The organism is Aurantiacibacter flavus, from assembly GCF_039710615.1.
Taxonomy (GTDB): Bacteria; Pseudomonadota; Alphaproteobacteria; order Sphingomonadales; family Sphingomonadaceae; genus Alteraurantiacibacter; species Alteraurantiacibacter flavus.
Map to the genome: position 1 here is coordinate 389,476 of NZ_JBDLBR010000002.1, position 24,043 is coordinate 413,518.

Sequence of the window (24,043 nt, forward strand, 5' to 3'; positions counted from 1 at the left end):
CATGGCAGCCGACATGCTCACGGTGGGTCTCTCGGGCGCCAAGGTTGCGCGCGGCGCGCTGGAGATCACCGCCAACAACATCGCCAACGCCTCGACCGAGGGCTATGTCCGGCGGTCGGCGGTCGCCTCCGAGGTTTCGGCCTCAAGCATCGCCATGCGGCCGGGCGATATCTCGCTATCGGGCGCGCGCATTTCGGCTATCCACCGCAATGCCGACATGTTCCGGCAAGCCGAAGTGCGTCGGACATCGAGCGACTCGGCGCGCGCTGCCGCCGAACTGAACGGGTTGGAGAACATCGAAAGCGCGGTCGAAGGCGCGCGCGTATACGACCTGCTGGTCGACTTCGAGGCATCGCTCAGCGAGCTTGCGGCCGATCCGACCGATCCCTCGCTTCGCGCGGCGGTGATGTCCGCCGCCAGCAATATGGCTGGCAGCTTTCGTATCGCCAACGATAGCCTCGATGCCGCAGCCAAGGGTTTGCAATTCGAGGCCGATGGCGAAGTCGAGGAACTCAACGTCATGACTGGCGAGCTGGCGCGCATCAACCTGCGCATTGGCCGCACAGCCGAAGGTACCAGCGAGCGGGCAACGCTGCTCGACCAGCGTGATGGCCTGTTGGAGAAGCTCTCGAACAAGGTGGACCTGCAGACCACCTTCAACGCTATCGGCCAGGTCGAGGTGCGCGCGGGCGGCGCATCAGGCGAGCTGATCGTGCAGGGTGGCAGCACCTTTGCGCTCGGCACGACAACCGCTGCCGATGGCACGCTGACTTTTGATGTCGGCGGCACGGCCGTGGCGCTGAATGGCGGTTCATTGGCGGGCAAGGCGCTTGGCCTGCAGGCGATTGCCGACACCCGCTCCAGCCTCGATACGCTGGCGAACGACATCATGAGCACGGTGAATACCGCGCAGGGCAACGGCGCCGCGCTCGACGGTTCGGGCGGCCAGCCTTTGTTTGCGGGCACCGGCGCTGGCGATATGCGCCTCGCCTTCACCAATGGGGACGGGCTGGCGACGGCTCCTTCCGGGTCGGCTGCGGGCAGCACCGATGCAAGCAACCTGGTGGCTCTGCGCTCGGCCTTCGAAAACAATGGTCACGCTCAAGGCGTGAGCAATCTCGTCTTTTCGGTTTCTGCCCAGGTTGCTGGCAAGAAAGTTACCAGCGAAGCGCTCGACGCTATCTCTTCGTCCGCTCGCATTGCGCTTGAGCAGCAGAGCGGCGTTGATCTCGATCAGGAAGCAGCCAATCTCGTGCGCTTTCAGCAGGCCTTTCAGGCCTCAAGCCGCGTGATGCAGGTGGCCTCCGATATCTTCGATACCTTGCTGGGAATTCGCTGATGGTTACCGTGAGCACCTCCGCCTTTTACGAACGCGCCAACCGGCAGATTTCGTCGCTGCGCAAGGAGTCCGAAAAGCTGCAAGAGCAGGTCGGCTCACGCGAACGGCTGAGCCGCTCCTCGGATGATCCGTTGGCTGCGGCCAAGCTGCGGAGTCTGTCAAGGCGCGAGCGCATGACCGAGATCGATCAGCGCAACTCCGACCGTGCCAAAACCAGCCTGAGCCTCGCGGATTCCGCACTCAGCTCTGTAACAAGTTCGATCATCCGTGCGCGTGACCTCGCGCTGCAGGCAGGATCGAGCACGCTGACGCTGGAAAACCAGAAGGCGATCGCGACCGAACTCGAGGTGCTGCGCGACAATCTGTTGGGGCTCGCCAATACGCGTGATGGCGAAGGCGAAAGCCTGTTCGGTGGCGCTATCGCAGGGCCCGCCTATGTCGAGACGGCGGGCGTTGTGTCCTATGTTGGCAACGCAAGTGCGCAGGTAACCGGGCTCGGCGATGGACAGTCGGTAGAGCGCTCGGTCACCGGACCTGACGTGTTCTCGTTTAACGGCCCTTCCGGGGCGACCGACATCTTTGCGGTGCTGGGGGCATTTTCCGCTGCGCTGAATGTAGGCGGTGCGGGTGTTGCTGCGGCCGCCGATGCGGCGCTGGCCAGTCTCGACCCTGCGCTTGAGAAGGCGACCACCGCTCAGACTGTGGTGGGCACGCGGATGGCCTGGGTCGAAACCATGGATGATCGCCGTGTGGCGTCTGAAGAAATGATTGCGCAAGAGCGCGAAACCGTGGGCGGCGCCGATTTCGCCATCACTTATGCGCGTCTGCAGGAAATGATGACCGTACTCGAAGCGAGCCAGGCCAGTTTTGTGAAGTTGAGCGGCCTTTCGCTGTTCGACCAGCTGCGCTGACGCCGCGGGTTCGGGGACAAAGGGGACCGATGAAATGAATGCAGGTATCGGGATTGCTGTGCTGCTGGGCTGCGTCTTCGGCGGGTTTGTTCTTGCCGGCGGCTCGATGGGCCCGGTGCTGCACGCCCTGCCGTTCGAGGGGCTGATGATCGGCGGCGCTGCTATCGGCGCGCTCATCATCGGCAACTCGATGCACGAGGTGAAGGCTGTCGCCGGATCGTTCTCCAAGGTTTTCAAGGGTCCGCGTCACACCAAGAAAGATCATATCGACGCCATCGCGCTCACCAGCAAGCTGATGAAGATGCTGAAGACCGAAGGCCCGGTGGCACTGGAAAGCCATGTGAACGATCCGTCGAGCAGCACGATCTTTGCCGAGTACCCTGCGATCGTCGCGAACAAACCGCTGACCGACCTGATCTGCGACACGCTGACGCTGATCGTGGTCTCCTCGGGCACGCTCGATGTGAATGCGGTGGAAGACGTGATGGACAACGCCATGAAAAGCACGTTCCACGAGATGAACGAGCCGCAGCACAACCTTCAGACCACGGCCGATGCGCTGCCCGCGCTGGGGATCGTCGCGGCCGTGCTCGGCATCGTGAAAACCATGGGCTCGATCAACGAACCGCCGGAAATCCTTGGTGGGATGATCGGATCGGCGCTGGTTGGTACGTTCCTTGGCGTGTTTCTCGCCTATGGCCTCGTCGGCCCGATGGCGAGCCGGCTGAAGCAGGTGATCGATGCCGATCAGCAGATTTTCCAGGCGGTGAAGCAGGTGATTATCGCCAGCCTCAACGGACATCCGCAGCCGCTGGTCGTTGAAAGCGCACGGTCGGGCCTCGGTCACGATTTCCGCCCCGGCCTCAGCGAATTGCTCGACGCCCTGAGGGGCAGGTAAGATGGCGCGCGGCAAGGCGGAAGAACCGGTCCGCCCCATCATCGTCAAGAAAGTGACGGTGGTCGAGGGCGGCCATCATGGCGGCGCATGGAAAGTGGCCTATGCCGACTTCGTGACCGCAATGATGGCGTTCTTCCTGATGCTGTGGCTGCTCGGCGCGACGACCGAGGAACAGCGCAAGGGCATTGCCGACTATTTCACTCCCACGCTCGTGAACTACCGCGAGAAGTCGGCAGGGTCCGATGGTCTCATGGGTGGCGAATCGCTCACGTCGGTCGACAACTATCCTAATCGTGCCGGGCAAACCGGAACCAAGTCGCTGACCATTCCGCGCGATGCGACGGGAGGTCCGAAGGAGGGCGGGGCCGCGACCAAGAACACCGCCAGCGCCATGCGCGCCGAGCTTGAGGAAAAGCTTGCCGAACAGCAGAACGCTCGGCGTCTGCTCAAGCAGGTGCGCATGGTCGACACGACCGAAGGTGTGCGGATCGACCTTGTCGATGATGCCGACTTCTCGATGTTCTCGCTCGGCACTACGGTTCTGAGCCCCGACGCGCGTATGTTGATCGATGCTCTGGGCGATGTCGTGGCTGGCAGCAGCGGCGAGTTGGTGGTGCGCGGGCATACCGATTCGCTGACGTTCCGAGACAGCCGCCAGGTTAACAACTGGACGCTGTCGGCTGGCCGCGCCGAAGCCACCCGCCAGGCTCTGCTGCGCGAGGGCGTGCCGCAAGGGCGCTTCCGCCGGATTGAAGGCGTGGCTGATCGTGAGCCGCTGATCGCGGACGACAAGAGCGATCCGCGCAACCGGCGTATCTCGATCACTGTGGCGGACTAACACCCTCGAAACGTCTTTCTGCGGGCGTTGATGGCCCGCATTCAGCCTCGATGCTTCAGCGTCCGCTTATGCACGCACAGCCCTTCGCATGGGACGGGCGGCCTTGGCTGCGGCCCGAGCCCGATGGCGGGTCATCCGCTGCAAGCTCGCGCGCGGGTGATGCTGCGTGAGAGGACGTTGCCGAAGCGCCTGTCGCTTGGATCTCAGCTCAAACCAAGACGAGGCATGGGGGCATCTCTGACCTCTGGCAAGGTCGCTCGATGCCCGCACTTTCCTACATATGCTTCAACGGAAGTGATCGCGGGCAATAGGCGCGTGCCTTGGCGAGGATGTCGGAATGCTCGATCGCAGGCAGCCATGACCGTCCCGTGCCAGCGTTTGGAGCATCGCTTCTCTAACCCAGATCTTCCATTGATCTCAGCGGGCTTCCGGGCACGGATCTGGAGAGAGTCCTTGCGTGGTCTCTTTAGCGCAGCGGCCCCCTGTTTGCCTGTTGCCCAACCTGCGATGGTTGAGGCTGCTCCGCCGGGTTGTCAGCTTGCTCGCCAGGGTGGCAGCTTAGGAGAGGGAAGAGGTTGCGGCTCAGGCGTGCGGCGGGGAGATGGCGTGGGCCTGTCGATGTCTTCGCTCAATGCAACGAAAAAGGCCCCGACATCCGGAAAGGATGTCGGGGCATTGGAATTCACCGCCCTTGGATAACGGTGAACGGGTTCGATATTAGCGCAGCAGCGAGAGGACGTTCTGCTGCGCCTGGTTGGCCTGGGCCAGCATCGCGGTGGAAGCCTGGCTCAGGATCTGGGCCTTGGCGAGCTTGGTCGTTTCGACCGAGTAGTCGGCGTCTTCGATGCGGCTGCGCGCTTCGGACAGGTTGGTGATGTTGTCGTTGAGGTTGTTGATAACGCTCTCGAGACGGTTCTGCCCAGCACCCAGTCCAGCGCGAGTGGAGTTGATCGAGACCAGGGCCGCATCGACGTTGTTGATCGTCGTGCCTGCCAGGGTCGTGCTGCTCACGTCGAGGGCCGAGGCGTCGATCAGCGCGCCGTCAATTCCGTTCGAGGTCAGGGTGATCTGCTCGCCCGAGTTGGCGCCGGTCTGGATGTCGAAGGTGAGGTCGGTGCTCGATACCTTCGAGAACAGGTTGTTGCCGTTGAAGCTGGTGCTGGTCAGCACGTCGTCGATCTGCGAGGTCAGCGCGGAGACTTCCGACTGCATCGCGTCACGGTCCGACTGCTGGTAGGTGCCCGAAGCCGCCTGGATGGCCAGCTCGCGAACGCGCTGCAGCATGTTGGTAACTTCGTTGAGACTGCCTTCAGCGGTCTGGGCAAGCGAGATACCGTCGTTGGCGTTGCGAATACCCTGGCTCATGCCGCGCACCTGCGAGGTCATGGTGGTGGTGATGGCGAGGCCGGCGGCGTCGTCCTTCGCGCTGTTGATGCGCTTGCCGGTCGAAAGGCGCTGCATGGCCGAGCCGAGCATCGTGCTCGCCGAGGTAGAAGCATTGGTCGCCCGGATAGCGGCGATATTGGTGTTGATGACGTTCATGACTGATCTCCGCAAATCTTGTGTCGATTTCGCCGCCCCAACTTTTCCACGGCAGCTTGTTAACCAGACCGGCATTTCGGGGCGGAATTTAAGATCGCCGTGAACGATCTGGGGCAGAGAATCGACAAGTGCCTAAATTGCCATGGATATTTTTGGAATTAATTTTAAGTCTTGGAATTAAAACGATTTTATCCGGCAAAATGCGGCAAGGCCTTGCCGCCCGAGCGGCAAGATTTTGCCGCATTTTGCCGGTTTGCCAATCTGTCCAAATATTTCCCTGCCTGGTTAACTTCCGCGGCTCTATGCAGTCCCCCACATTGGCCGCATCATCGCGGTGAAACAGCTGCTCTATAAAACGGGCTGCATGGAAAGGACCCGAACCAAGCCCTGTCCCCAAACCAAAAGGCCCCGGCATCCAGGTGGATACCGGGGCCCCGTTGGGGCGCCGTTTGCGGAACGGCGGTGGAAAGTATTAGCGCAGCAGCGACAGGACGTTCTGCTGGCTCTGGTTGGCCTGGGCCAGCATCGCGGTCGAGGCCTGGCTCAGGATCTGCGACTTCGCGAGCTTGGTCGTTTCAGCCGAGTAGTCGGCGTCTTCGATACGGCTGCGCGCTTCCGACAGGTTGGTGATGTTGTCGTTGAGGTTGTTGATGGCACTCTCAAGACGGTTCTGGCCGGCACCCAGCGAAGCGCGGGTGGCGTTCACCGAAGAAAGCGCAGCGTCGACGTTGGTCATCGTGGTGCCGGCGGCGGCGGAGGAGGTCACGTCGAGCGCCGAAGCGTCGATCTTCGTGCCGTCGATGCCCTTCGAGGTCAGCGTCACAGTCTCGCCCGAGTTTGCACCCGTCTGGATCGAGAAGGTCACGTCGGTGCCCGAAGTCTTCGAGAACAGCGCGTTGCCGTTGAACTGCGTGTCGGTGAGGGCAGAGTCGATCTGCGAGGTCAGCGCGGTGACTTCCGCCTGCATCGCGTCACGGTCCGACTGCTGGTAGGTGCCCGAAGCCGACTGCACAGCCAGCTCGCGAACGCGCTGGAGCATGTTGGTGACTTCGTTGAGGCCGCCTTCAGCCGTCTGGGCGAGCGAGATGCCGTCGTTGGCGTTGCGGATGCCCTGGCTCATGCCGCGCACCTGCGAGGTCATGGTCGTGGCAATCGCGAGGCCGGCGGCGTCGTCCTTGGCCGAGTTGATGCGCTTGCCGGTCGACAGGCGCTCCATCGCACTGCCGAGCATCTTGCTCGCCGAGGTCGAGGCGTTGGTGGCGCGGATGGCGCCGATATTGGTGTTGATGACGTTCATTTGAGGTTCTCCGGTAGGTATGAACTCATGTGCCGCCCCGACGATCTGCGCGGCAGGCAGAGCACAGACCGGCCTGAACCCTGGGATTTTAAGCTCGGTGAGGCCGCCTGACGGTTTACGGATATACGTAATACTACGTGGTCTTAAGTAACGCGTATTTGGACGTCCGCCCGGCAAATGGTGACCGGACGGTTTGGTTAATGTGCTGGGGGTTTCGTGAGCAAACTTGGTGTTTCACAAGGGTTCGAAAAAATTCATCCGTCGCTTGCCGGACGGCTGGCCGGGGTGCGCTCGTCGCTCTTCCTCGCCAACCCGGTCCTGGTTTGCGACGCAGATGAACCCGAAGCAGCGGCGGCTGGCAGCATTGCCGTGGCCCGTGCTGACCTGGCGATTATCAAGGACATGAGCCGGAACGGCTCGTTCGTTTATAACGATCCTTCGAGCGAACTGGCGCTGGCGGGGCTGATTGCCCGCATCGCTGCTCACGGGATGCGTTCGCCGATTGCCGCCGATCCCCATTCGCTCTCGATCTTCGCGCTCGCAGATCGCCTTGCCCGGACCGACGTTCCCGCCTTGCTGACCGGCCCCACCGGTGCGGGCAAGGAAGTGCTTGCTCGCTTCATCCACGATTCCAGCCCGCGTTCGGGCAAGGCCTTTATTGCCGTCAATTGTGCTGCGATTCCCGAAACGATGCTCGAGGCCATGCTGTTCGGCCACCAGAAGGGGGCTTTCACCGGCGCGAGCGCGGGCGGCAGCGGCCTGTTCCGCGAGGCGGACGGCGGCACCCTGCTGCTTGACGAGATTGCCGAGATGCCGATTGGCCTTCAGGCCAAGCTGCTTCGCGCGCTTCAGGAAGGCGAAGTTCTGCCCGTGGGCGCGACGCGTCCGGTCAAGGTCGATGTCCGCATCGTCGCTTGCGCCAACCGCGACCTGCCGACCGAAGTTGCCGAGGGCCGTTTCCGCGAAGACCTTTTCTATCGTCTCAATGTTTTCCCGATCAATCTGGCGCCGCTGCGCGAGCGTCCGGGCGATATTGCGCCGCTTGCTTGCGCGATGCTGCTGCGCCACTCGCACCCCGAGAACGGCCCGCACCGCATCGGCACCGGCGCGCTTGCGATGCTGCGCCTGCATAACTGGCCGGGCAATGTTCGCGAGCTGGAGAATGTCATGCGCCGCGCGCTGGTGTTGGCTGGTGGTAGCGACGAGATCGGGCCCGAACACATCGTGTTCGATGCGCCCGCCCGCCTTGGCCCGGTGCAGGAAGCGCCTGTCATTCCTGAAAGCCAGGAAGAAGATCCGAAGCTCTCGAACATCGTCAAGCTCTCCGAAGCACGGGCGATCATTGACACGCTGCAGGAATGTAATGGCAAGCGGATCGATGCGGCCCGCAAGCTGGGCATTTCGGAACGTACACTGCGCTATCGCCTTGCCTCCTATCGTGAGGCCGGGATGGATATGGGAGCCGTCTCATGAACCCAGTCGGTGGTGGAGGTGGCGCGAGCGTCCAGCAGGTTATCGCCATGCGCGATGCCATGCTGGAAAAGTCGCGCCTGCTCAAAGAGCTTCAGCAAGGACAGCAGGCCCAGAGCACGGTTCCGACCGATGCTCCGGCACAGGGCGGCGGCTTCGGCGATTCGCTCAAGGACGCGCTGTCGTCGGTCAACGACGCGCAGCAGCGCTCTTCGGCGGCTTCGGAAGCCTATGCTCGCGGCGAAACGCAGGACGTGGCCAAGGTGATGCTGGCGCGGCAAGAAGCGGGTGTTGCCTTCGAGGCCACCCTGCAGGTGCGCAACAAGCTATTGAGCGCGTACCAAGAAATCATGCGCATGGGGGTCTGAACTAGATGGCTGATCTCGTTCCCGCCACGCCAAACGCTTCGCTGACCATGGAACCGGGCGCCGGACCGATGGCCCAGGTGAAGGGTTTTGTGGCCCAGCCTGCGGTCAAAAAGATGCTGCCGTGGTTCGTCGGGACGGCGGGCCTTGGCCTTGCTGCCCTGACTTGGGCGCTGGTGGTGCCGGCACCGCAGCGCACGCTTTATTCCTCGCTCGGCGATGGCGAGCGGGCGGAAGTTGCCGCCGCGCTCGACCAGGCCGGGATCAACTATGAGATCGATCCGGGCACCGGCGCGGTGATGGTCGGCGAGGATGAACTCTATCGCGCCCGCATGACCGTTGCCTCGCAAGGCGCGCTCTCGATCCCTGAAAGCGGCTCGCAGATGCTCGACTCTTTGCCGATGGGGGCCAGCCGCACGCTCGAGGGCGACCGGCTGCGCGCCGCGCAAGAGCGCGAGCTGGAACTGACCATTGCCGAGATCGACGGTGTCGATACGGTGCGCGTCCATCTCGCCAAGGCCGACAAGTCGGTGTTCGTGCGCGAGAATGGTGACCCGACCGCTTCGGTGATGCTGCGCCTTGCCCGTGGCAAGTCGCTCTCTCAATCTCAGGTCGGTGCAATTGCCAACCTCGTTGCCGCCTCGGTGGTGGGCCTTACGCCCGACCGTGTGCGGATCGTCGATCAGAACGGGTCGCTGCTGTCTGACACGGCGAACCCCGATCTCGACGGGCTCGATCTTCAGGCCCGCACCGAAGCCAAGCTGCGTGAGCAGGTGATACAGTTGCTCACCCCGGTGGTGGGCGAGGGCGCCTTCTCGGCCGAAGTGCAGGTCAGCCTCGACATGAACGAGCAGACCCGCGCGCGCGAAAGCTATGAGCCCGAAGGCGTGGTTCGCTCCGAAACGGTGAGCGAGACCACCCAGGCGGAGCAGACGGCTGCCGGCGTTCCGGGCGCCACGACCAACATTCCGCCTGCCGATGATCAAGCCGCCAACCGCGCTCCCGAGGGTACCGAGGCCGCCGGTGGCGCAGTGCGCAACGGCGCCAGCAACGCCAGCCGCACATTCGATGTGGGCCGCGAGGTATCCGTCACCAGCACGCGCCCCGGCGCGATGAGCCGCTTGTCGGTTGCCGTCGCCGTCGACGAGTCGGCGCTTGGCGACAACCCCGAACAGGAATTGCAGAAGATCGAGGAACTGGTGGCCGCAGCCGTAGGCGCGGATCCCCAGCGCGGCGATATCGTGACCGTGCGTACCCGCGCGTTCAACCCCGCCGAGCTCGATGAACCCGCGTTCTGGGAAACCCCGTGGTTCGCCACGATCCTGCGCAACGTGGTGGCGCTGCTTTCGGTGCTGCTGGTGTTGTTGCTGGCCGTGCGCCCGCTGCTCAAGGCCGTGACCGGTCGGCTCGATCCTTCCCGCGCGGCCAAGGCCAGCGAAGACGGTGACGAGGCATCGGACGAGGACGAGGACAGCGATGAGGAGGGTGAGGGCGAAGCTCTGGCCAACCAGCCGAGCCCCGCACTGCTGCCCAGCGCCGCCGATTTCCCCGACACCGCGAACAACGAGGCGCTCACCCAGCAGATCGAGCTGGCGCGCCGCATCACCCGTGAACAACCCGACGATGCGCTGCAGGCGTTGCGCCGGATGCTGCGCGAAGCGCCGGCACCCGAAGCCGACGAGGCAGCAGCAGCATGACCGCAGTTACCCACCCACAGGCGGCCAACGCAGCCCTTATGGTGCTGCTGATGGACGACGACGAGGCCAGCGCCTTGCTTTCGCGGCTGACGCCGGAGGAGCTGGCGCTGCTCGGCCAGAACATGTGCGATCTCGGCGAGATTGCGGAGGATCGCGTCAGCGAGGCGATCCGCGACTTTGCCCAGGCCGCCAGCGAACGGGTCGTGTCCGCCGAGGGCCGCATGGACAAGGTCCGCTCGGTCATGACCAGCGCGGTCGGCCCGATCCGCGCGGATGGCGTGATGCGCCGCATCGTGGTCGAGGAACCGCGCGGCCTGACGGCGCTCGAGATCGCCCGCTGGCTGGAACCGGAAATCATCCTGAAGCTGATCGCTGACGAGTTTCCCCAGACCATTGCCGTGCTCCTGGTCCAGCTCGACCCGGTGGTCGCGGCGCAGGTGCTGGCGGGGCTGCCCGAAGAGGACCAGCCCGAGATCGTCCACCGCGTGGCCACGCTCGGCCCGGTTGCGCCCTCGGCACTGACCATGCTCGAAGAGCTGCTCGAAAGCCGCATCACCGAAAGCTTCGGCACCATGCCGCTGCGCCTCGGCGGGGTGCGCGAAGTGGCCGAAATCATCAACAGCGCTGGCAAGGCTGCCGAAAAGCGCATCCTTCCGGTCATCAACAAGCGCGACAAGGCGCTATACAAGCAGATCGAAAGCGAGCTGTTCAAGTTCGAGCACCTGTTCGTACTCGATCCAAAGTCGATGGGCGCGCTGCTGCGCGAGGTCGATTCGGACCTGCTTATCGACGCCCTCAAGGGCATCGACGAGACGCAGCGCGAGGTGTTCTTCGGCGCCATGTCGAGCCGTGCGGCCGATGGCCTCAAGGACGAGATCGAAACCCGTGGCCGCCTCAAGTTTGCCGAGGTGGACGCTGCGCAGAAGCGCATCATCGAGGTGGCCAAGCGGCTGATTGCCGATGGCACGATCATTCTTGGCGACGGCGACGAAGACTATGTCTAGCCGCGCCCTGCTTGCGCTCGCCTCCGATGGATTTTCGACCGATTGCCGGTTTGGCCGGGGAGCGCCGCCGCCTGTCGAAGAGACCGTTCCCGAAGAGCCTCAGCCCGATCCGCTGGAGGAAGCCTTCGCCCGTGGGGTGGAGGAGGGCGAGGCGCGTGCGCGTGCCGATTGCGAGGTCAAGCTTGCAGAACTTGAGGCACGCTACGCCGGGCTGGGTTGTGAACTGGCCGAACAGGCGATCGACGAAGGCGAACGACTGCGCTCGATGATGCGTGATACAGTGGTGGCCTTGTGCGAACAGGCAGTCGCGCCGTTCGCGCTTGACCACGAATTGCTCGCGCGCCGGGTGGAAAAGGCCGCCTCGATGCTGATGCGCGCGGCGGACGAACGGCGCATCCGCCTCAATCCGGCCGACAAGGAAGCCGTTGAAAGGCTGATCGCACCGGGGCTGGTGCTGGAGGAAGATTCCTCGCTGTTACCAGGCTGCATCCGTATCGAGACTGCCGATGGCGGGATCGAGGACGGTCCGCCGAGCTGGGCCGATGCCATTCGCGAAGCCGTGGGGCATTGCTGATTTCATGCTGAACTTGCTGGAGACGATCCGGGCTGATGGCACCGCGCTCGACCTGTCGCCGCGCCGCTATGGCAAGGTGAGCGCCTGCGATGGAACCATGATCGAGGTGACGGGGCTTTCGCTGCCGGTCGGCTCGCTGTGCACCATCGGCCACGGCCATGCCCGTTCGCACACGGCCGAGGTGATCGGTTTTCGCAACGGCCGCACACTGATGAGCCTACTGGGCGATGCGGTGCTGCTGCGCCCGGGCGCTTTTGTTCATCCGTTTGGCCGACCCGGCGCTCTGCCGGTGGGGCCGGGTTTTCTTGGCCGTGCCGTCGATGGCACCGGCCATCCGATTGACGGCCGCGATGCGGTGGCCGCGCGCGAATGGTGGCCTTCGGGCGGCGAGCGTAGCGGTGCACTCGAACGTTCGAGTGTCGAGCAACACTTCGTTACTGGCATTCGCGCTATCGACGCGACCTGCACCATGGGTGTGGGCCAGCGTATGGGCATTGTCGCGGGCTCGGGCGTGGGCAAGTCGGTGCTGATCGACATGATTGCGCAGGGCGCCAAGGCCGATGTCGTGGTGCTCGGCCTGATCGGTGAACGTGCACGCGAAGTGTCTGATTTCGTTGCCCGTCACATGCGCGGTGAGACCGCCCGGCGCACCGCGCTGGTGGCGGTTCCGGCCGATCATGCGCCTAATTTGCGGCTGCGCGGCGCGATGCTCGCCACCAGCCTTGCGGAATATTATCGCGCGCAGGGTTTGAAGGTCCTGCTGGTGCTCGACAGCCTCACGCGCGTGGCCCATGCGGCGCGCGAAATCGGCCTGTTGCTGGGCGAAAACGGCTCGGCGCGCGGCTATCCGCCCTCGGCCCTGGCGACGATCACCAAGCTGGTCGAACGCGCAGGCAATTCCGCCAAGTCGGGCGGCTCTATCACCGGGATCTACTCTGTTCTGGCCGATGGTGACGATCATAACGACCCCGTGGTCGACACCGCGCGCGCCATCCTCGACGGGCATATCGTGCTTAGCCGAGAAATCGCTCAGAACGGTCGTTATCCCGCGATCGACATATCCGCTTCACTCAGCCGCGTGATGGAAGATGTCGCGGGCGAGCAACATCGCAAGGCTGCGCGCGATCTGCGCGGGCTGGTCGCGCGCTATGAGGCGAACCGCGATCTCGTGCTGATGGGCGCCTATCAGCAGGGCCGCGATGCCGATATCGACCGCGCCATGGCCATGCACAAGCAGGTCGAGACCTTCCTTGGCCAACAGCGCGGCGAGCGGGCGGATTTCGACGAGACGGTCGGCCAGCTCATCGCGATGACCGGCCATGGGCAATAACGAGAAACGCCGCGCCAAGCTGATGGCGCGGATGCTGCGGCTGCGCGAGATCGAGCATCGGCGCGCCGCAGGCGAGGCCGCGCAAGCCCTGTCGGCAGCGCAGCGCAGCGAACAGCTCGCGGCGCGGGCGCGGGCACTGGCGGCGACCGAAATTCCGCGCGAGCAGGTGGATTACGGAGACGATCTCGCCCGGCGCCTCACCTCGGGCACGCGCCTGCGCGCCATTGCCCAGACGGTCGAGCAGCAGGCCGAACATGCGCAGAGCCACGCGCAGTTGCGCATGCAGCAAGAGCGCATCGCCAGCCGTCGCCGTGACCAGATCGAAGAGCGCCGCGCTGCGCTTGTCGAGCAGGCCGCGCAACGTCTGGCGGCGCGTGAAACGCAAAATTCTGCAAGCGGCCGCCGAATTGGCACGGATCGTGAATAGACCCTCACGGTAAACCAGAGAGGGACCATGCAGGTTTCATCGCAAATTCAAATTTCGAGCGACTCCGTCGTATCACCGTCTTCGCGGAGCAATGCTTCCGATAACGGCCAGTTCGCGGGCCTCGTATCGGCCAATTCGCCCCGCTCCGACGCGTCACGGGCGAGCACGTCCCAGCGCAATGGGCCTGAACGCGAGGCTTCGCGCCGCGACGAGCGGCCGAACAAGACGCTGGCTGACGATAGCGGAAGCACGCTGCAATCCGAACGGCCCGCAACGGCCGTGGTGCGCGCGGATTCCGAGAAGCAGTCGGAGCTTGTTGGCTCCCAGTCCCCTAACGAAAAGCAGCCTCACTTGCGGCTCCCCGTTGCCGGTGACCTGCCGCAGGGCGGCAAGGGTTTGCCGGTTGCCGGCGAGGGTGAAGCCGATCCGGCCCTCGTCCTCGATATCGACACTGGCGAAGTGCCAGAGGGCGAGGGAGAGGCAACAACCGAAGTCGTCTCTCTGGTGGCAGAGGTCGATGTCCCGCTTGTCGCTCCTGCCGCGCCGCCGGTGAAGGATCAGGTTCAGGCACCGGTGATCGCCAAGACTCCAGCCGAGGTCAGCCTCGCACTTGCTGATGGCGAGGAGGCGGCCGCATCGGGTGACGGTGCCGAGACCCCTGCAAGCCCAGCGCCCCTGCGCCAAGATGCCGCTCCGCGCCCAGGCGAATTGGAACAGTTGCGTGGTGGCCGGGCGCAGGGCCTGGCCTGGGAACAGGCGCAGCAGACGATCCTCGCCCCTGCGCGCCAATCGAACAACGCGACCGCGCAGCCCTCGCTGGGTGAAGCCGCTCTTGCGCCCGAGGCTGGCAAGGACGCGCGCGAAGGCGCCTCCACCGCCCAGCTGCTCGCCGGTGCCGATGGCGGTGAGAAGAGCGATCTGAAGTCGCTCAAGGAACTGCGCGAGGCGCGCCTCGCTGCCGCACCAGCGGCGGCGGCGGCCAAGGCCCCGGCTGCAGAACCTTCCTCCTCGCCGTTCGCCGACGCGGGCTCCGCCGTCAGGGTCGGATCGGCCCCGGTCCATCCGACCGGCGCAGCGCCGACCAGCCCGACCGATACTTCGCTCGCACAGTTGGTCGATCGGCTGATCGAAACGCGCGTCGCCGCGCGGTCCGAGCGCAGCCATATCGAATTGAGCCACCCCGACTTCGGCCGGGTCACGCTCGCAGTGGGCCTGCGCGCCGATGATCGGCTGAGCGTCGATCTGCCCGGTGCTCCGGCCGAACTGCGCCATGCCGTGGGGCAGGCGCTGGCCCAGTCGGGCGCAGCGCAAAGTTCGGGACAGAACACCGGCCAGAATACCGGCAACAACGGAAATCAGGCCTCCAGCCAACGCTCCGATGGGCAGGGGCAGGCCACCCTCGCAGGGGGCGAAAATTCGCAGAACAGCGCGGGTCATAATGGCGGATCAGGTAAAAATACGTATGAACCGGAAAATCCGCAATTATCCATATTCGCGCAATCACAGGCAGCAGGTTCTGACAGTGGGGCGGGCAGGTCTGCCGGCAGCACGGAATCGGGCAGCCGCCGCGGCGTGCTGGCATGACGGCTAAGGGAATTCGGCAATGAGCAAGGACAGGAAAGAGGGCGATGAGGGCGCCAAGAAGGGCGGCCTGATCGGCAAGATCGTTTTGCCGCTGGTCATGTTGGCGGCGGGTGGCGGCGGCGTGTTCGGCCTGATGGCGGCCGGCATCATCGGCGGCCATGCCGAGGCCCAGGAGGAAAAAGGCCCCAAGCTGGTCGAGAAGGGCGAAGAAGACCCCTATGCCAGCGCAGAGGGCGAGGGTGAGGGCGATGCCGCCTATGTGCCCGGCGAGAGCGGCAGCGAATATCGCACCGCCTACTACGACTTCGAGAACGAATTTACTTCGAACCTGCGCGGTTCTCCGGCCATGGTCCAGCTCGGCCTCGCTGCCTCCACGCGGCGTGACGGTCGTGTGCTGATGTGGCTGAAGAAGCACGAGACGGCGATCCGTTCGAAGATCCTGATCGAGCTTTCAGACACCGACGAGATGGAATTTGCCAGCCCGGTCGGCAAGGAACGGCTGCAGCAGCGCATGGTCGATGCGATCAACGATGTGCTCGAAGAGGAAGAAGGCTTCGGCGGCGTGGACAAGGTCTACTTCCGGAGCCTGATCGTCCAATGAACATGAACCAGTCCTTTGTGGCGGAACGGCGCGCGGCCATGCACTGCGCGGCGCTGGTCTCGGCGAAGCCCGATGCCGATAGCCGGCTGACCGCATTCAGCCGCCTTGGCAGCGCGCTCGAAGCCGCGCTTGCGACGCGTATGGCCACGGTTTTCAATTCCAGTGGCTGGACCTGCGAGGCGGGCGAGGCCGAGGTGATGCTGGCGCGCGACCTGGCCGAGAAGATCGACCCCGTTGCGGGCAATTTCATCCTGCCGGTTGGCGATGCGGGCGGGCGGCTGTTTGCCACCTTCGCCCTGCCGCCGATCCTCGCCCGGCTCGAAGCTATGTTCGGCGGCGACGCCGGAGCGGCCGATTTCAAGCCCGATAGGAAGCTGCCAAGCTCCATTGAATTGCTGCTCAAGCGGTTGGCGCGCGCGCTGACGCAGGCGCTCGGCACCTGTCTGGATGCCGCCGCGCTGCGTTCAGGCGAAGAGGCTACCTTCTCGACCGACTATGCCAAGCTGGCGGTGTTTCCCGGCCAGTCCGACGCGGTCGTCATGCCGCTGTCGGTTGTTGCGCCCGAGGGCCCGGCGATCACTCTGCGGCTTGCCTGCCGCCCTGGCACGGTGTCGCGCCTGCTGAATCATTTCAACGAGGGCGGGGCGCAGCCCAAGCCGGTCGTCCCGGAAATTCTGCCGGCCGCCATTGCCGATGTGCCGCTGGCGATGCGCGCGCGTCTGGCCGAGATGAAGGTGCCTGCGAGCAAGCTCATGAATCTCAAGCCCGGGCAGGTCTTGCCGATCGCCGTTGCGCGCTCGGTGCCGCTGTTCGTCGGCAAACACCGTGTCGCCAGCGGCGCCATGGGTGAACAGGACGATCGCGTCGCGCTGCAACTCGACCGCGTGATGCTGACAGGAGACAATGCGTGACCATTCCCTTTGCCAACCTTGGTATGCTGAAGGACATCGACGTTGCCGTTTCGGTCGAGCTGGGATCGTCGTCGATGCGCCTGCGCGATATCTGCGCGCTGGGCGAGGGCCAGGTGATCATGCTCGATCGGCTGATCGACGAACCGCTTGACCTGCTGGTCAACGGCAAGGTCGTGGCGCGTGGCGAGGTGGTGGCCGAGGGTAACCGGTTCGGTCTTCGCATCATCGAACTTGCGGGCGGTGAGGCGGAAGACGCGATCACTGCCACGCCCGCCGCTGACGGGCCGGTCGGAGGCCTGTGACGTGGGCTGGTATCTGCTCAAACTCGCGATCCTGCTGCCGCTGATTGCGGGTATGATCTGGGGCAGCCTCAAGCTGGCCAAGAAGCTGCAGACGCAGGTGGGCGCTGGTGGCGAGGGCCGTCAGCGCACGATCAAGGTCGTCGAGACGATGATGCTCTCGCCCGGCCAGCGGCTGGCGGTAATCGAATACAATGGGCGCGATATTCTCGTGGCCTCTTCGAAGAGCGGCTTCACCTGGCTGGCCGAATGCGCTGCGCAAAGCCGCGTTCAGGCTAAGGCCAAGGCAAAGGCCGAGCAGCAAAGCCTGGCCGACCTCGTGGAGAACGAGTTCACCCAATGACCATTTACGGTAAACGAGCGCTTGGCATTTTCGCTGCGCTCGGCGCACTGCTGACGCCCGCGCTGGCCCATGCGCAGGCGGCGACCGAGGCGGCGGTTCCCGGCGCGCTTGACCGTGCCTTTGGCGAGCTGTCGAACGGCCCGGACGGGGCGTTGAGCCTGTCGCTCCAGCTGCTGCTGGTGATGGGCCTGCTCACGGTCCTGCCCGCGCTGATCCTGATGATGACGAGCTTTACGCGCATCATCATCGTGCTGGCCATTCTGCGTCAGGCGCTGGGCCTGCAACAGTCGCCGCCTAATCAGGTGCTGATCGGGCTGTCGCTGTTTCTGTCGCTGTTCGTGATGGCGCCCACGCTGGAGCGGGTGAATGCCGAGGCGATCCAGCCTTATTCCGCTGACACCATCGGCGCCGAAGTGGCGATCGAGCGGGCAGGCAATGCCTTCCACGCCTTCATGATCCGCCAGACCCGCGAGACCGACCTCGCGATGTTCACCGACCTTGCCAAGCATCCCGGCTATACCTCCGAAGCAGAGGTGCCGTTTTCGATCCTGCTTCCGGCCTTCGTCACCAGCGAATTGAAGACTGCGTTCCAGATCGGCTTCATGCTGTTTTTGCCCTTTCTGGTGATCGATCTGGTCGTCTCCTCGGTGCTGATGAGCCTGGGCATGATGATGATGAGTCCGATGCTCGTCTCCTTGCCTTTCAAACTGTTACTGTTCGTTCTTGTCGACGGGTGGGCGCTCCTGATGGGCTCGCTCGCGGCCAGTTTCCTATAGCGCGGAGCGATGATCGATGGATGAAATGCCCGCCATGCTGGCGCTTGCCGACCGGATGCTGTGGACCACCGCGCTGATCGCCGCGCCAATCCTGATCGCCAGCCTTGCGGTCGGCCTTGTGGTCGGCCTGATCCAGGCGGCGACCTCGGTCAACGAGCAGACTTTGACCTTCGTGCCCAAGCTGGCCGCGATCTCGCTGGTGCTGGTGGTGCTCGGCGCGAGCATGATGGTGCTCCTGTCCGACTTCCTGAACGAAATCTTCAACCAGATTGCCATGATCGGGCGATGAGCGGCCTGTCGTTCGGCATCGGACCGCTCGAGGCCGAATTCTGGCGGGTGGTCTTCCTGATGACCCGGATCGGCGCGGCGATGCTCGCTGCGCCGATTTTCGGTGCGATGGCCGTGCCCGCGCAGGTGCGCGTGATCGCCGCCGGTGCCATCGCGGTGTTCGTAGCGGTATGGACCGACGTTTCCGCGCCTGCAGAGATATTCAGCCTCGCGGGCTTGCTTGCGGTTGCAGGCGAGGTGGTGCTGGGGCTGACGCTGGGCTTCGTGTTGCAGATCGCCTTTGCCGGGCCAGTGCTTGCCGCCGAGGTGATCGGCGGGGCGATGGGCCTTTCCATGGCCATGACCACCGATCCGCAGGCCGGAACGCAGATCACCGCCTTCGGCCAGTTCTTCACCATCGTGCTCACGCTTATCTTTCTAGCTCTAGGCGGACATCTCCAGTGGCTGGAGCTGGTGGTGCAGAGCTATGCCTCCTTTCCGCCCGGTGAGACCTGGCTCGGCGATGACCGCACGATGCTGATCGCCAGCTTCGGCACGCAGCTGTTCCAGTTCGGCCTGCTCATCTCGCTGCCGATCACGCTGGTGCTGCTGATGGTTCAGCTGTTGACCGGCATTCTCAGCCGCTCGGCGCCTTCGCTTAACCTGTTCGCTTTGGGCCTGCCCTCGGGCGTGCTGGCGGGGCTGGGCGCGCTGATCGTGGCCTCGCCGCTGATCTATGCCGAGTTCGAGACCATCGCCCGCACTGGCCTCGACAACGTAGCCCTGGTGATCACGCCATGAGCCAGGAGAGCAGCGGCGAAAAAACCTTTGCGCCAACCCCGCGCAAACGGCGCGAGGCGGCGAAGCAGGGCGATGTCCTGCGCAGCAAGGAGCTGGCCACCGCCGCCACCGTCATTACCGGGCTCGCCTGGATGATCGTGGCCGGGCCGTGGGTGCTCGACGAGTTGCGCAAGCTGGTCATCACCGCGCTCACCTTCGATGCCAATTCGCTGGAGCGGGGCGGGGCGGGTGACGTGCTTGCCATCATTCCCGATGTCGCAGTGCCGGTGGTGATCCTCGGCCTGATGGTGCCCGCCGCCTCGCTGGTGGCGCAGCTCTCGTTTGGCGAGGGGCGCTGGGTAACCGAGAACCTGCAGTTCAAGGGCAAGCGTATCAATCCGGTCTCCGGCCTCAAGCGCATCTTCGGACCGCAGGGCTGGATCGAGATGGGCAAGGGCCTGCTCAAGGTCGGCCTGCTGGGCACAATCGCCTATGTTTGGATGCGCATGACGCTGCCCGATATCTCCGAGCTCGGCCGCGTGACGCTGGCGCGGCAGCTCGAAATCGCGTGGAGCGCCTGTATCTCGTTGGTCGCGGCGCTGGCTGGCGGGCTCGTCATCATCGCGATGATTGACCTGCCGATCCAGTGGTTCCGGCGCGATCAACGGCTGAAAATGACGCATCAGGAAATGCGCGACGAGAACAAGGAAAGCGAAGGCTCGCCCGAGACGAAGGCCGCGCGCCGCCAGCGCCAGCGCGAGATTGCAACCGGTGCGCTTGGTCCCGCGATGAAGGACGCGCAGTTCGTCATCACCAACCCGACCCACTTCTCGGTTGCGCTGGCCTACGACCCCGAAAAGGCTTCCGCGCCGATCGTGATTGCCAAGGGGCGCGGCGAAAAGGCACTGGCGATCCGCGAAGTGGCGGCCGACATGCAGATTCCCGTGCTCGAATACCCGCCGCTGGCGCGTTCGCTGTTCTACACCACGCGTGAACGGCAGATGATCCGCGAGGAGCTTTACGCAGCAGTCGCCGCCATTGTTGCCTTCGTGCTGTCGATCCGCCGGGGCGAGACTCCGCCGATGCCGCAGGTCAGCGTTCCGGTTGACATGCAATTCGACGCCGATGGCCGTACATCGGCTTAATCGCAGCAGGGAAGGGCCGTTCTAGCAGTCATGGAAAGCACCTCAACCAGCAGTGCAAGCTCGATCATCACGACGCTTGGCGCAGGCAGCGGGATCAACATGACCCAGCTCGCCAGTGACCTGGCGGCGGCGCAGTTCGAGCAGCGCACCAACCGGCTAACCGCCAAGGGCGAGCTGCTTGAGCAGAAGATTACCGCTGCCTCGAACATCAAGAACGGCTTCTCCACCCTCGCAAGTTCGCTTGGCGACCTTGTGCGCACCGGCAATCTCGCTCCGCTGCCCAAGGTGGCGAACAGTTCGGTTGCCACGGCCAGCACCCCGCTCGGCACCATCGGCAAGGGCAGCTATTCACTGGAAGTGACGCAGCTGGCCAAGCGCCAGGTCCTCACCGGGCCGGCCATGGCCTCGGCCACCGATCCGGTTGGCGCCGGTTCGCTCACCATTCGCTTCGGCAAGATGGACGGCACGACCTTCACCGAGGATACCGGGCAGGCGGCGGTCGATATTACGATCGCCAGCGGCTCGACCCTCAACGACATCGCCAGCAGCATCAACGCGGCCGGAGCCGGTGTCTCGGCCTATGTCGCGCAGACCGTCAACGGCCCGCAACTGGTGTTCAAGGGCGCCGAGGGCGAGCAGAGCGGCTTCGTTATCGAAGCGACTGAGACGCCCGGCGAGGAAGGCCTTGCCGCGCTCGCCTGGAACCCTGCGGGCGGCGCTGCCGCGCAGCTCAAGGAAGTCTCGCAGGACGCGATGTTCACGCTCGACGGGCTGGAGATGACGAGCAAGAGCAACAGCACCGGGCAGATTGCGCCGGGCTTGCAGTTGACGCTCACCGGCACCAACATCGGCGCGCCCACGGATATTACCTTCGCCAACACCACTGGGGGCGTGCCGCAGACCATGTCCGATCTGGTCACGGCCCTGAACGAAGTGGTGTCCGAACTGAACCGCGCCACCGCCGTCCAGGGTGGTGAACTGCGCGGCGACCCGGGTGCGCGTTCGCTCAAGCTGGCGCTGTCGCAGCTGCCCGGCTCGATCGTGATGCCCAATGCCACCGGCAATGCCCCGCGCACGTTGAGCGACCTTGGCCTTGTTATCAACCGCGACGGCACCTTCAAGATCGACGATGATCGCCTCGCGGCGACGCTTGAGCGCGACCCCGATGGCGTTGCCGCGATGTTCACCACGGGCCTCTATGGCGTCTATTCGACCTTCGACAAGCTCGCCCGCAGCGCCAGCTCGACCGGCGATGCCAACTCGATTGCGTCTTCGATCAAGCGTTATCAGGGTCAGGCGGAGAAGGTCACCGAGATGACCGCCGAGATCGCCGAGAAGCAGGAAGCCCTGCGACTTCAAATGGTCTCGCGCTTCGCCAAGGCCGACGCCCGCGTCGCGGCGTCGCAGTCGACAATGTCGTTCCTGCAGCAGCAGATCGACGCCTGGAATGCGAGCAAGTAACGATGTTGATGCTCGGCCAGAACCCGCATGACGCCTATCGCAAGGTGCAGGTCAATGCCCGCATCCTCGGTTCGGACCACAAGGATCTCGTCGCGATCTGCTTCGAGCAGGTGGTGAGCGAACTGGGTCGCGCGATCCGCGCCAACGAGGCGGACGATACCACCACCCGCTCCGATGGGCTGACCCGCGCCATCGCCGCCATCACCGCACTGGAAATGGGCCTCGACCGCAGCAACCCCGTCGCTGGCGCGCTCGAGCACCTTTACACCGCCGCCCGCGAGACGATCCTCGATTGCGTGATGGCGTTCAATGCCGAGGCCTTGAGCGAAGTGCGCTCGGACTTTGCCGAGATCGGTGCTGCGCTCGCTACCTCGAACTAGCGGAACAGACGCGGCAGGAAACCCTTGAGATAGCGGCGCCAGTTGATCCAGGTGTGGCCGCCGCCGGTCTCGTTATAGTCCACGGTAATGCCCTGCTCGGCGAACATTGCGCGGGTGGGGGCAACGGTGCCGTAGAGGAAATCCTCGGTTCCCATCGCATAGTAGACCGGCTCGGACAAAGCCGCGCGGGCTTGCAGGGCATCGGTATTGGCCGCGACATAGTCCGCCACGTCAGAAGGGCCTGACAGCCCCAGACCCATCGAGAAGATGCCCACCTCGCCGAACAGGTCGGGCCGGGTCACGCCAAAGCGCAGCGTATGCGCGCCGCCCATCGACAGCCCGGCCATGGCCCGGTGATCGGCCTCGGCGATGGTGCGGAAATGGCTGTCGACAAAGGGGATCAGGTCGCGGGTGAGGTCGTCGCCGAAATCGGTGTTGGTGAGCATGTCCGCCCCCTCGCGGGCAGGCGTGTGGCCGAAGGGCATGACGATGATCATCCGCTCGGCCTCGCCCGCGGCGATCAGGTTGTCGGCGATGTAGTTGGCATGGCCGACGCTGGTCCAGCTATCGGCGCTGTCGCCCGCGCCATGGACCAGATAGAGCACGGGATAGCTGTCGCTACCGGTCATGTAACCGCTTGGCGTGTAGACGTAGGCCTCGCGCTTGGTATCGAGCGTGGACGACCAGTACTCGACGCGGCTGACCACGCCGTGCGCTATTGCCGGGTCATAGCTCTGGAATGCGCCCTCTGGGCCGATCACCTCGAAGGTAGAATTGATGCCACTGCGCTCGCGGCTGAAAGTGGTCGCGAGCGGATCGGGAACGCGCGCGCCATCGACCTCGAAATTGAAGCGATAGGTATCGGCTGGAACGGGCAGGGTGGTGGTGCCCGACCACAGTCCGCTCGCATCACGAGTCAGCGGCAAGCCGCGCGGACCGCCACCGAAGCCTGCCGGGATGATCGGATCGATGTCGGTACTGGTGACGCGAACCTCCTGCGCATCGGGCGCGCACAGGCGGAAGGTCACGCGCCCATCGGCCAGCACCTCGACCGAGGTATAGTCCATCTGCGCGAAGGGGCCTTGCGGGAGGCAAGTGGTAGGCGTCTCTGCTGTGTCCTGGGCGAATCCAGACGTCGCGGAGGCGCCGATCAATAGTGCAAGAACAATCGCGTGGTGCTTGGCCGACATTGGTTTTTCTCCCTTTGGTGAAGGGTGAAGCGTTCCGGCCGAACAAAGTCAATCGTCGGCGCAAAAACGAAAACGGGGGCCGCGCGGGCCCCCGTTCGTGTGTTCGATTGCGCTCTGGCTTAGTTGCCGGCGCGACGGGCCGCAGCGGCCACGGCCTCGGTGGTCGGGTTGCCGAGCGACAGCTCGCGACCGTTCGGGAAGCGGATTTCCGCAGCCGAAGCGCGGGTGTCGCCATCGCGCGCCTGGAAGGCGTCGACGATGATGTCGGTGCCCGCGGGCAACGAGTTTCTGTTCCAGCCACGACGCAGCAGAGCCGACGGCGCGCCACCTTCGATGCGCCAGCGTTCGGCCTTGCCATTGCGGTTCACGTCGATGTGAATCCAGGAGTGGGGATTAACCCACTCGAACATCACGACCTTGCCCGAAAGGCGGATCGGTTTGTTGCGGTCGAATTCGGTGGCGAACGAGTGGTGCGCGGCGGCGCCCACTGCGGTGATCGCCAGCACGGCGCCGATTGCGGCAGCGCTGAGCTTCTTGATCTGCATGGTTTACTCCTTGTCAAAATCCCCGGGTTTCGGACAATTTTCAAATTGACTTTGTCTACTTGCCCGACC

Annotated in this window: 26 protein-coding genes; 22 read left to right on the forward strand and 4 right to left on the reverse strand. The window is 64.3% G+C overall.

Going from position 1 to position 24,043, the window contains the following annotated elements; genetic code table 11:
- Window position 1 precedes the first annotated feature (1 nt).
- Genes flgK through ABDJ38_RS06450 form a run of 4 tightly spaced genes read left to right on the forward strand, consistent with a single transcriptional unit; the run spans window position 2 to window position 3,986 of the window.
- On the forward strand, window positions 2-1,339 hold the full coding sequence (flgK, locus tag ABDJ38_RS06435) for a flagellar hook-associated protein FlgK (RefSeq protein WP_346784255.1): 1,338 nt from the start codon (window positions 2-4) through the stop codon (window positions 1,337-1,339).
- Complete coding sequence (gene flgL / locus ABDJ38_RS06440) at window positions 1,339-2,250, forward strand: flagellar hook-associated protein FlgL (protein WP_346784256.1); 912 nt, start codon at window positions 1,339-1,341, stop codon at window positions 2,248-2,250. Before flgK ends, flgL begins: the two co-directional genes overlap by 1 nt.
- Before the next feature lie 34 nt (window positions 2,251-2,284).
- Window positions 2,285-3,148 (forward strand): flagellar motor stator protein MotA, encoded by an 864-nt coding sequence (motA, locus tag ABDJ38_RS06445; protein WP_346784257.1) that lies wholly within the window; start codon window positions 2,285-2,287, stop codon window positions 3,146-3,148.
- A gap of 1 nt (window position 3,149) precedes the next feature.
- Entirely contained in the window at window positions 3,150-3,986 is an 837-nt protein-coding gene (locus ABDJ38_RS06450) for a flagellar motor protein MotB (RefSeq protein WP_346784258.1), read from the forward strand.
- Between the two features lie 717 nt (window positions 3,987-4,703).
- Here the strand turns inward: ABDJ38_RS06450 and ABDJ38_RS06455 are convergent.
- Window positions 4,704-5,528: a flagellin N-terminal helical domain-containing protein gene (locus ABDJ38_RS06455; protein ID WP_346784259.1), complete on the reverse strand. Its 825-nt coding sequence runs from the start codon at window positions 5,526-5,528 to the stop codon at window positions 4,704-4,706.
- A gap of 472 nt (window positions 5,529-6,000) precedes the next feature.
- Entirely contained in the window at window positions 6,001-6,825 is an 825-nt protein-coding gene (locus ABDJ38_RS06460) for a flagellin N-terminal helical domain-containing protein (RefSeq protein WP_346784260.1), read from the reverse strand.
- A 216-nt stretch (window positions 6,826-7,041) separates the two neighbouring features.
- Here ABDJ38_RS06460 and ABDJ38_RS06465 point away from each other — a divergent pair, with 216 nt between their 5' ends.
- The 18 genes from ABDJ38_RS06465 (at window position 7,042) to ABDJ38_RS06550 (ending at window position 22,239) form a co-directional block, all read left to right on the forward strand.
- The gene (locus ABDJ38_RS06465; RefSeq protein WP_346784261.1) at window positions 7,042-8,298 is read left to right on the forward strand and encodes a sigma-54 interaction domain-containing protein; all 1,257 of its coding nucleotides are present in this window, start codon (window positions 7,042-7,044) and stop codon (window positions 8,296-8,298) included.
- A complete protein-coding gene (gene fliE / locus ABDJ38_RS06470; RefSeq protein WP_429771091.1) occupies window positions 8,295-8,663 on the forward strand; it encodes a flagellar hook-basal body complex protein FliE in 369 nt (122 codons plus the stop codon). The genes ABDJ38_RS06465 and fliE overlap by 4 nt, the downstream gene beginning before the upstream one ends.
- A 5-nt stretch (window positions 8,664-8,668) precedes the next feature.
- Window positions 8,669-10,357, forward strand: coding sequence for a flagellar basal-body MS-ring/collar protein FliF (gene fliF, locus ABDJ38_RS06475; RefSeq protein ID WP_346784263.1), 1,689 nt, complete (start codon window positions 8,669-8,671; stop codon window positions 10,355-10,357).
- A complete protein-coding gene (gene fliG / locus ABDJ38_RS06480; protein ID WP_346784264.1) occupies window positions 10,354-11,361 on the forward strand; it encodes a flagellar motor switch protein FliG in 1,008 nt (335 codons plus the stop codon). The genes fliF and fliG overlap by 4 nt, the downstream gene beginning before the upstream one ends.
- Window positions 11,354-11,935, forward strand: coding sequence for a FliH/SctL family protein (locus ABDJ38_RS06485; RefSeq protein WP_346784265.1), 582 nt, complete (start codon window positions 11,354-11,356; stop codon window positions 11,933-11,935). Before fliG ends, ABDJ38_RS06485 begins: the two co-directional genes overlap by 8 nt.
- Window positions 11,936-11,939: 4 nt before the next feature.
- Window positions 11,940-13,265, forward strand: coding sequence for a FliI/YscN family ATPase (locus ABDJ38_RS06490; RefSeq protein ID WP_346784266.1), 1,326 nt, complete (start codon window positions 11,940-11,942; stop codon window positions 13,263-13,265).
- Window positions 13,255-13,692, forward strand: coding sequence for a hypothetical protein (locus ABDJ38_RS06495; RefSeq protein ID WP_346784267.1), 438 nt, complete (start codon window positions 13,255-13,257; stop codon window positions 13,690-13,692). Before ABDJ38_RS06490 ends, ABDJ38_RS06495 begins: the two co-directional genes overlap by 11 nt.
- Before the next feature lie 351 nt (window positions 13,693-14,043).
- Window positions 14,044-15,276 carry a hypothetical protein gene (locus ABDJ38_RS06500; protein WP_346784268.1) on the forward strand — a complete coding sequence of 411 codons (1,233 nt, stop codon included), beginning with the start codon at window positions 14,044-14,046 and terminating at the stop codon, window positions 15,274-15,276.
- Between the two features lie 19 nt (window positions 15,277-15,295).
- Entirely contained in the window at window positions 15,296-15,877 is a 582-nt protein-coding gene (locus tag ABDJ38_RS06505; protein ID WP_346784269.1) for a flagellar basal body-associated FliL family protein, read from the forward strand.
- Window positions 15,878-15,879: 2 nt separating this feature from the next.
- A complete protein-coding gene (locus ABDJ38_RS06510) occupies window positions 15,880-16,788 on the forward strand; it encodes a FliM/FliN family flagellar motor switch protein (protein WP_346784270.1) in 909 nt (302 codons plus the stop codon).
- Entirely contained in the window at window positions 16,785-17,090 is a 306-nt protein-coding gene (gene fliN / locus ABDJ38_RS06515; protein WP_346784271.1) for a flagellar motor switch protein FliN, read from the forward strand. The genes ABDJ38_RS06510 and fliN overlap by 4 nt, the downstream gene beginning before the upstream one ends.
- Window position 17,091: 1 nt before the next feature.
- Window positions 17,092-17,430, forward strand: coding sequence for a flagellar biosynthetic protein FliO (locus tag ABDJ38_RS06520; protein ID WP_346784272.1), 339 nt, complete (start codon window positions 17,092-17,094; stop codon window positions 17,428-17,430).
- Window positions 17,427-18,206: a flagellar type III secretion system pore protein FliP gene (gene fliP / locus ABDJ38_RS06525; RefSeq protein WP_346784273.1), complete on the forward strand. Its 780-nt coding sequence runs from the start codon at window positions 17,427-17,429 to the stop codon at window positions 18,204-18,206. The genes ABDJ38_RS06520 and fliP overlap by 4 nt, the downstream gene beginning before the upstream one ends.
- 16 nt (window positions 18,207-18,222) lie before the next feature.
- Window positions 18,223-18,495, forward strand: coding sequence for a flagellar biosynthetic protein FliQ (locus tag ABDJ38_RS06530; RefSeq protein ID WP_137681391.1), 273 nt, complete (start codon window positions 18,223-18,225; stop codon window positions 18,493-18,495).
- Window positions 18,492-19,274: a flagellar biosynthetic protein FliR gene (gene fliR, locus ABDJ38_RS06535; RefSeq protein WP_346784274.1), complete on the forward strand. Its 783-nt coding sequence runs from the start codon at window positions 18,492-18,494 to the stop codon at window positions 19,272-19,274. Before ABDJ38_RS06530 ends, fliR begins: the two co-directional genes overlap by 4 nt.
- Window positions 19,271-20,398, forward strand: coding sequence for an EscU/YscU/HrcU family type III secretion system export apparatus switch protein (locus ABDJ38_RS06540; protein ID WP_346784275.1), 1,128 nt, complete (start codon window positions 19,271-19,273; stop codon window positions 20,396-20,398). Before fliR ends, ABDJ38_RS06540 begins: the two co-directional genes overlap by 4 nt.
- 30 nt (window positions 20,399-20,428) lie before the next feature.
- On the forward strand, window positions 20,429-21,859 hold the full coding sequence (gene fliD, locus ABDJ38_RS06545; RefSeq protein WP_346784276.1) for a flagellar filament capping protein FliD: 1,431 nt from the start codon (window positions 20,429-20,431) through the stop codon (window positions 21,857-21,859).
- A gap of 2 nt (window positions 21,860-21,861) precedes the next feature.
- Window positions 21,862-22,239 (forward strand): flagellar protein FliS, encoded by a 378-nt coding sequence (locus ABDJ38_RS06550; RefSeq protein ID WP_346784277.1) that lies wholly within the window; start codon window positions 21,862-21,864, stop codon window positions 22,237-22,239.
- On the opposite strand, the gene ABDJ38_RS06555 is transcribed toward ABDJ38_RS06550, so the two are convergent.
- Window positions 22,236-23,306 (reverse strand): alpha/beta hydrolase, encoded by a 1,071-nt coding sequence (locus ABDJ38_RS06555; protein ID WP_346784278.1) that lies wholly within the window; start codon window positions 23,304-23,306, stop codon window positions 22,236-22,238. The two genes, ABDJ38_RS06550 and ABDJ38_RS06555, sit on opposite strands and share 4 nt — an antisense overlap.
- A 242-nt stretch (window positions 23,307-23,548) precedes the next feature.
- Window positions 23,549-23,974, reverse strand: coding sequence for a DUF6152 family protein (locus ABDJ38_RS06560; RefSeq protein WP_346784279.1), 426 nt, complete (start codon window positions 23,972-23,974; stop codon window positions 23,549-23,551).
- Window positions 23,975-24,043 lie beyond the last annotated feature (69 nt).

Coding starts and splice junctions, on each gene's coding strand:
- flgK (WP_346784255.1), top strand. CDS start 2: ATGGCAGCCGACATGCTCACGGTGGGTCTCTCGGGCGCCAAGGTTGCG.
- flgL (WP_346784256.1), top strand. CDS start 1,339: ATGGTTACCGTGAGCACCTCCGCCTTTTACGAACGCGCCAACCGGCAG.
- motA (WP_346784257.1), top strand. CDS start 2,285: ATGAATGCAGGTATCGGGATTGCTGTGCTGCTGGGCTGCGTCTTCGGC.
- ABDJ38_RS06450 (WP_346784258.1), top strand. CDS start 3,150: ATGGCGCGCGGCAAGGCGGAAGAACCGGTCCGCCCCATCATCGTCAAG.
- ABDJ38_RS06455 (WP_346784259.1), bottom strand. CDS start 5,528: ATGAACGTCATCAACACCAATATCGCCGCTATCCGGGCGACCAATGCT.
- ABDJ38_RS06460 (WP_346784260.1), bottom strand. CDS start 6,825: ATGAACGTCATCAACACCAATATCGGCGCCATCCGCGCCACCAACGCC.
- fliE (WP_429771091.1), top strand. CDS start 8,295: ATGAACCCAGTCGGTGGTGGAGGTGGCGCGAGCGTCCAGCAGGTTATC.
- fliF (WP_346784263.1), top strand. CDS start 8,669: ATGGCTGATCTCGTTCCCGCCACGCCAAACGCTTCGCTGACCATGGAA.
- fliG (WP_346784264.1), top strand. CDS start 10,354: ATGACCGCAGTTACCCACCCACAGGCGGCCAACGCAGCCCTTATGGTG.
- ABDJ38_RS06485 (WP_346784265.1), top strand. CDS start 11,354: ATGTCTAGCCGCGCCCTGCTTGCGCTCGCCTCCGATGGATTTTCGACC.
- ABDJ38_RS06490 (WP_346784266.1), top strand. CDS start 11,940: ATGCTGAACTTGCTGGAGACGATCCGGGCTGATGGCACCGCGCTCGAC.
- ABDJ38_RS06495 (WP_346784267.1), top strand. CDS start 13,255: ATGGGCAATAACGAGAAACGCCGCGCCAAGCTGATGGCGCGGATGCTG.
- ABDJ38_RS06505 (WP_346784269.1), top strand. CDS start 15,296: ATGAGCAAGGACAGGAAAGAGGGCGATGAGGGCGCCAAGAAGGGCGGC.
- ABDJ38_RS06510 (WP_346784270.1), top strand. CDS start 15,880: ATGAACCAGTCCTTTGTGGCGGAACGGCGCGCGGCCATGCACTGCGCG.
- fliP (WP_346784273.1), top strand. CDS start 17,427: ATGACCATTTACGGTAAACGAGCGCTTGGCATTTTCGCTGCGCTCGGC.
- ABDJ38_RS06530 (WP_137681391.1), top strand. CDS start 18,223: ATGGATGAAATGCCCGCCATGCTGGCGCTTGCCGACCGGATGCTGTGG.
- fliR (WP_346784274.1), top strand. CDS start 18,492: ATGAGCGGCCTGTCGTTCGGCATCGGACCGCTCGAGGCCGAATTCTGG.
- ABDJ38_RS06540 (WP_346784275.1), top strand. CDS start 19,271: ATGAGCCAGGAGAGCAGCGGCGAAAAAACCTTTGCGCCAACCCCGCGC.
- fliD (WP_346784276.1), top strand. CDS start 20,429: ATGGAAAGCACCTCAACCAGCAGTGCAAGCTCGATCATCACGACGCTT.
- ABDJ38_RS06550 (WP_346784277.1), top strand. CDS start 21,862: ATGTTGATGCTCGGCCAGAACCCGCATGACGCCTATCGCAAGGTGCAG.
- ABDJ38_RS06555 (WP_346784278.1), bottom strand. CDS start 23,306: ATGGACTATACCTCGGTCGAGGTGCTGGCCGATGGGCGCGTGACCTTC.
- ABDJ38_RS06560 (WP_346784279.1), bottom strand. CDS start 23,974: ATGCAGATCAAGAAGCTCAGCGCTGCCGCAATCGGCGCCGTGCTGGCG.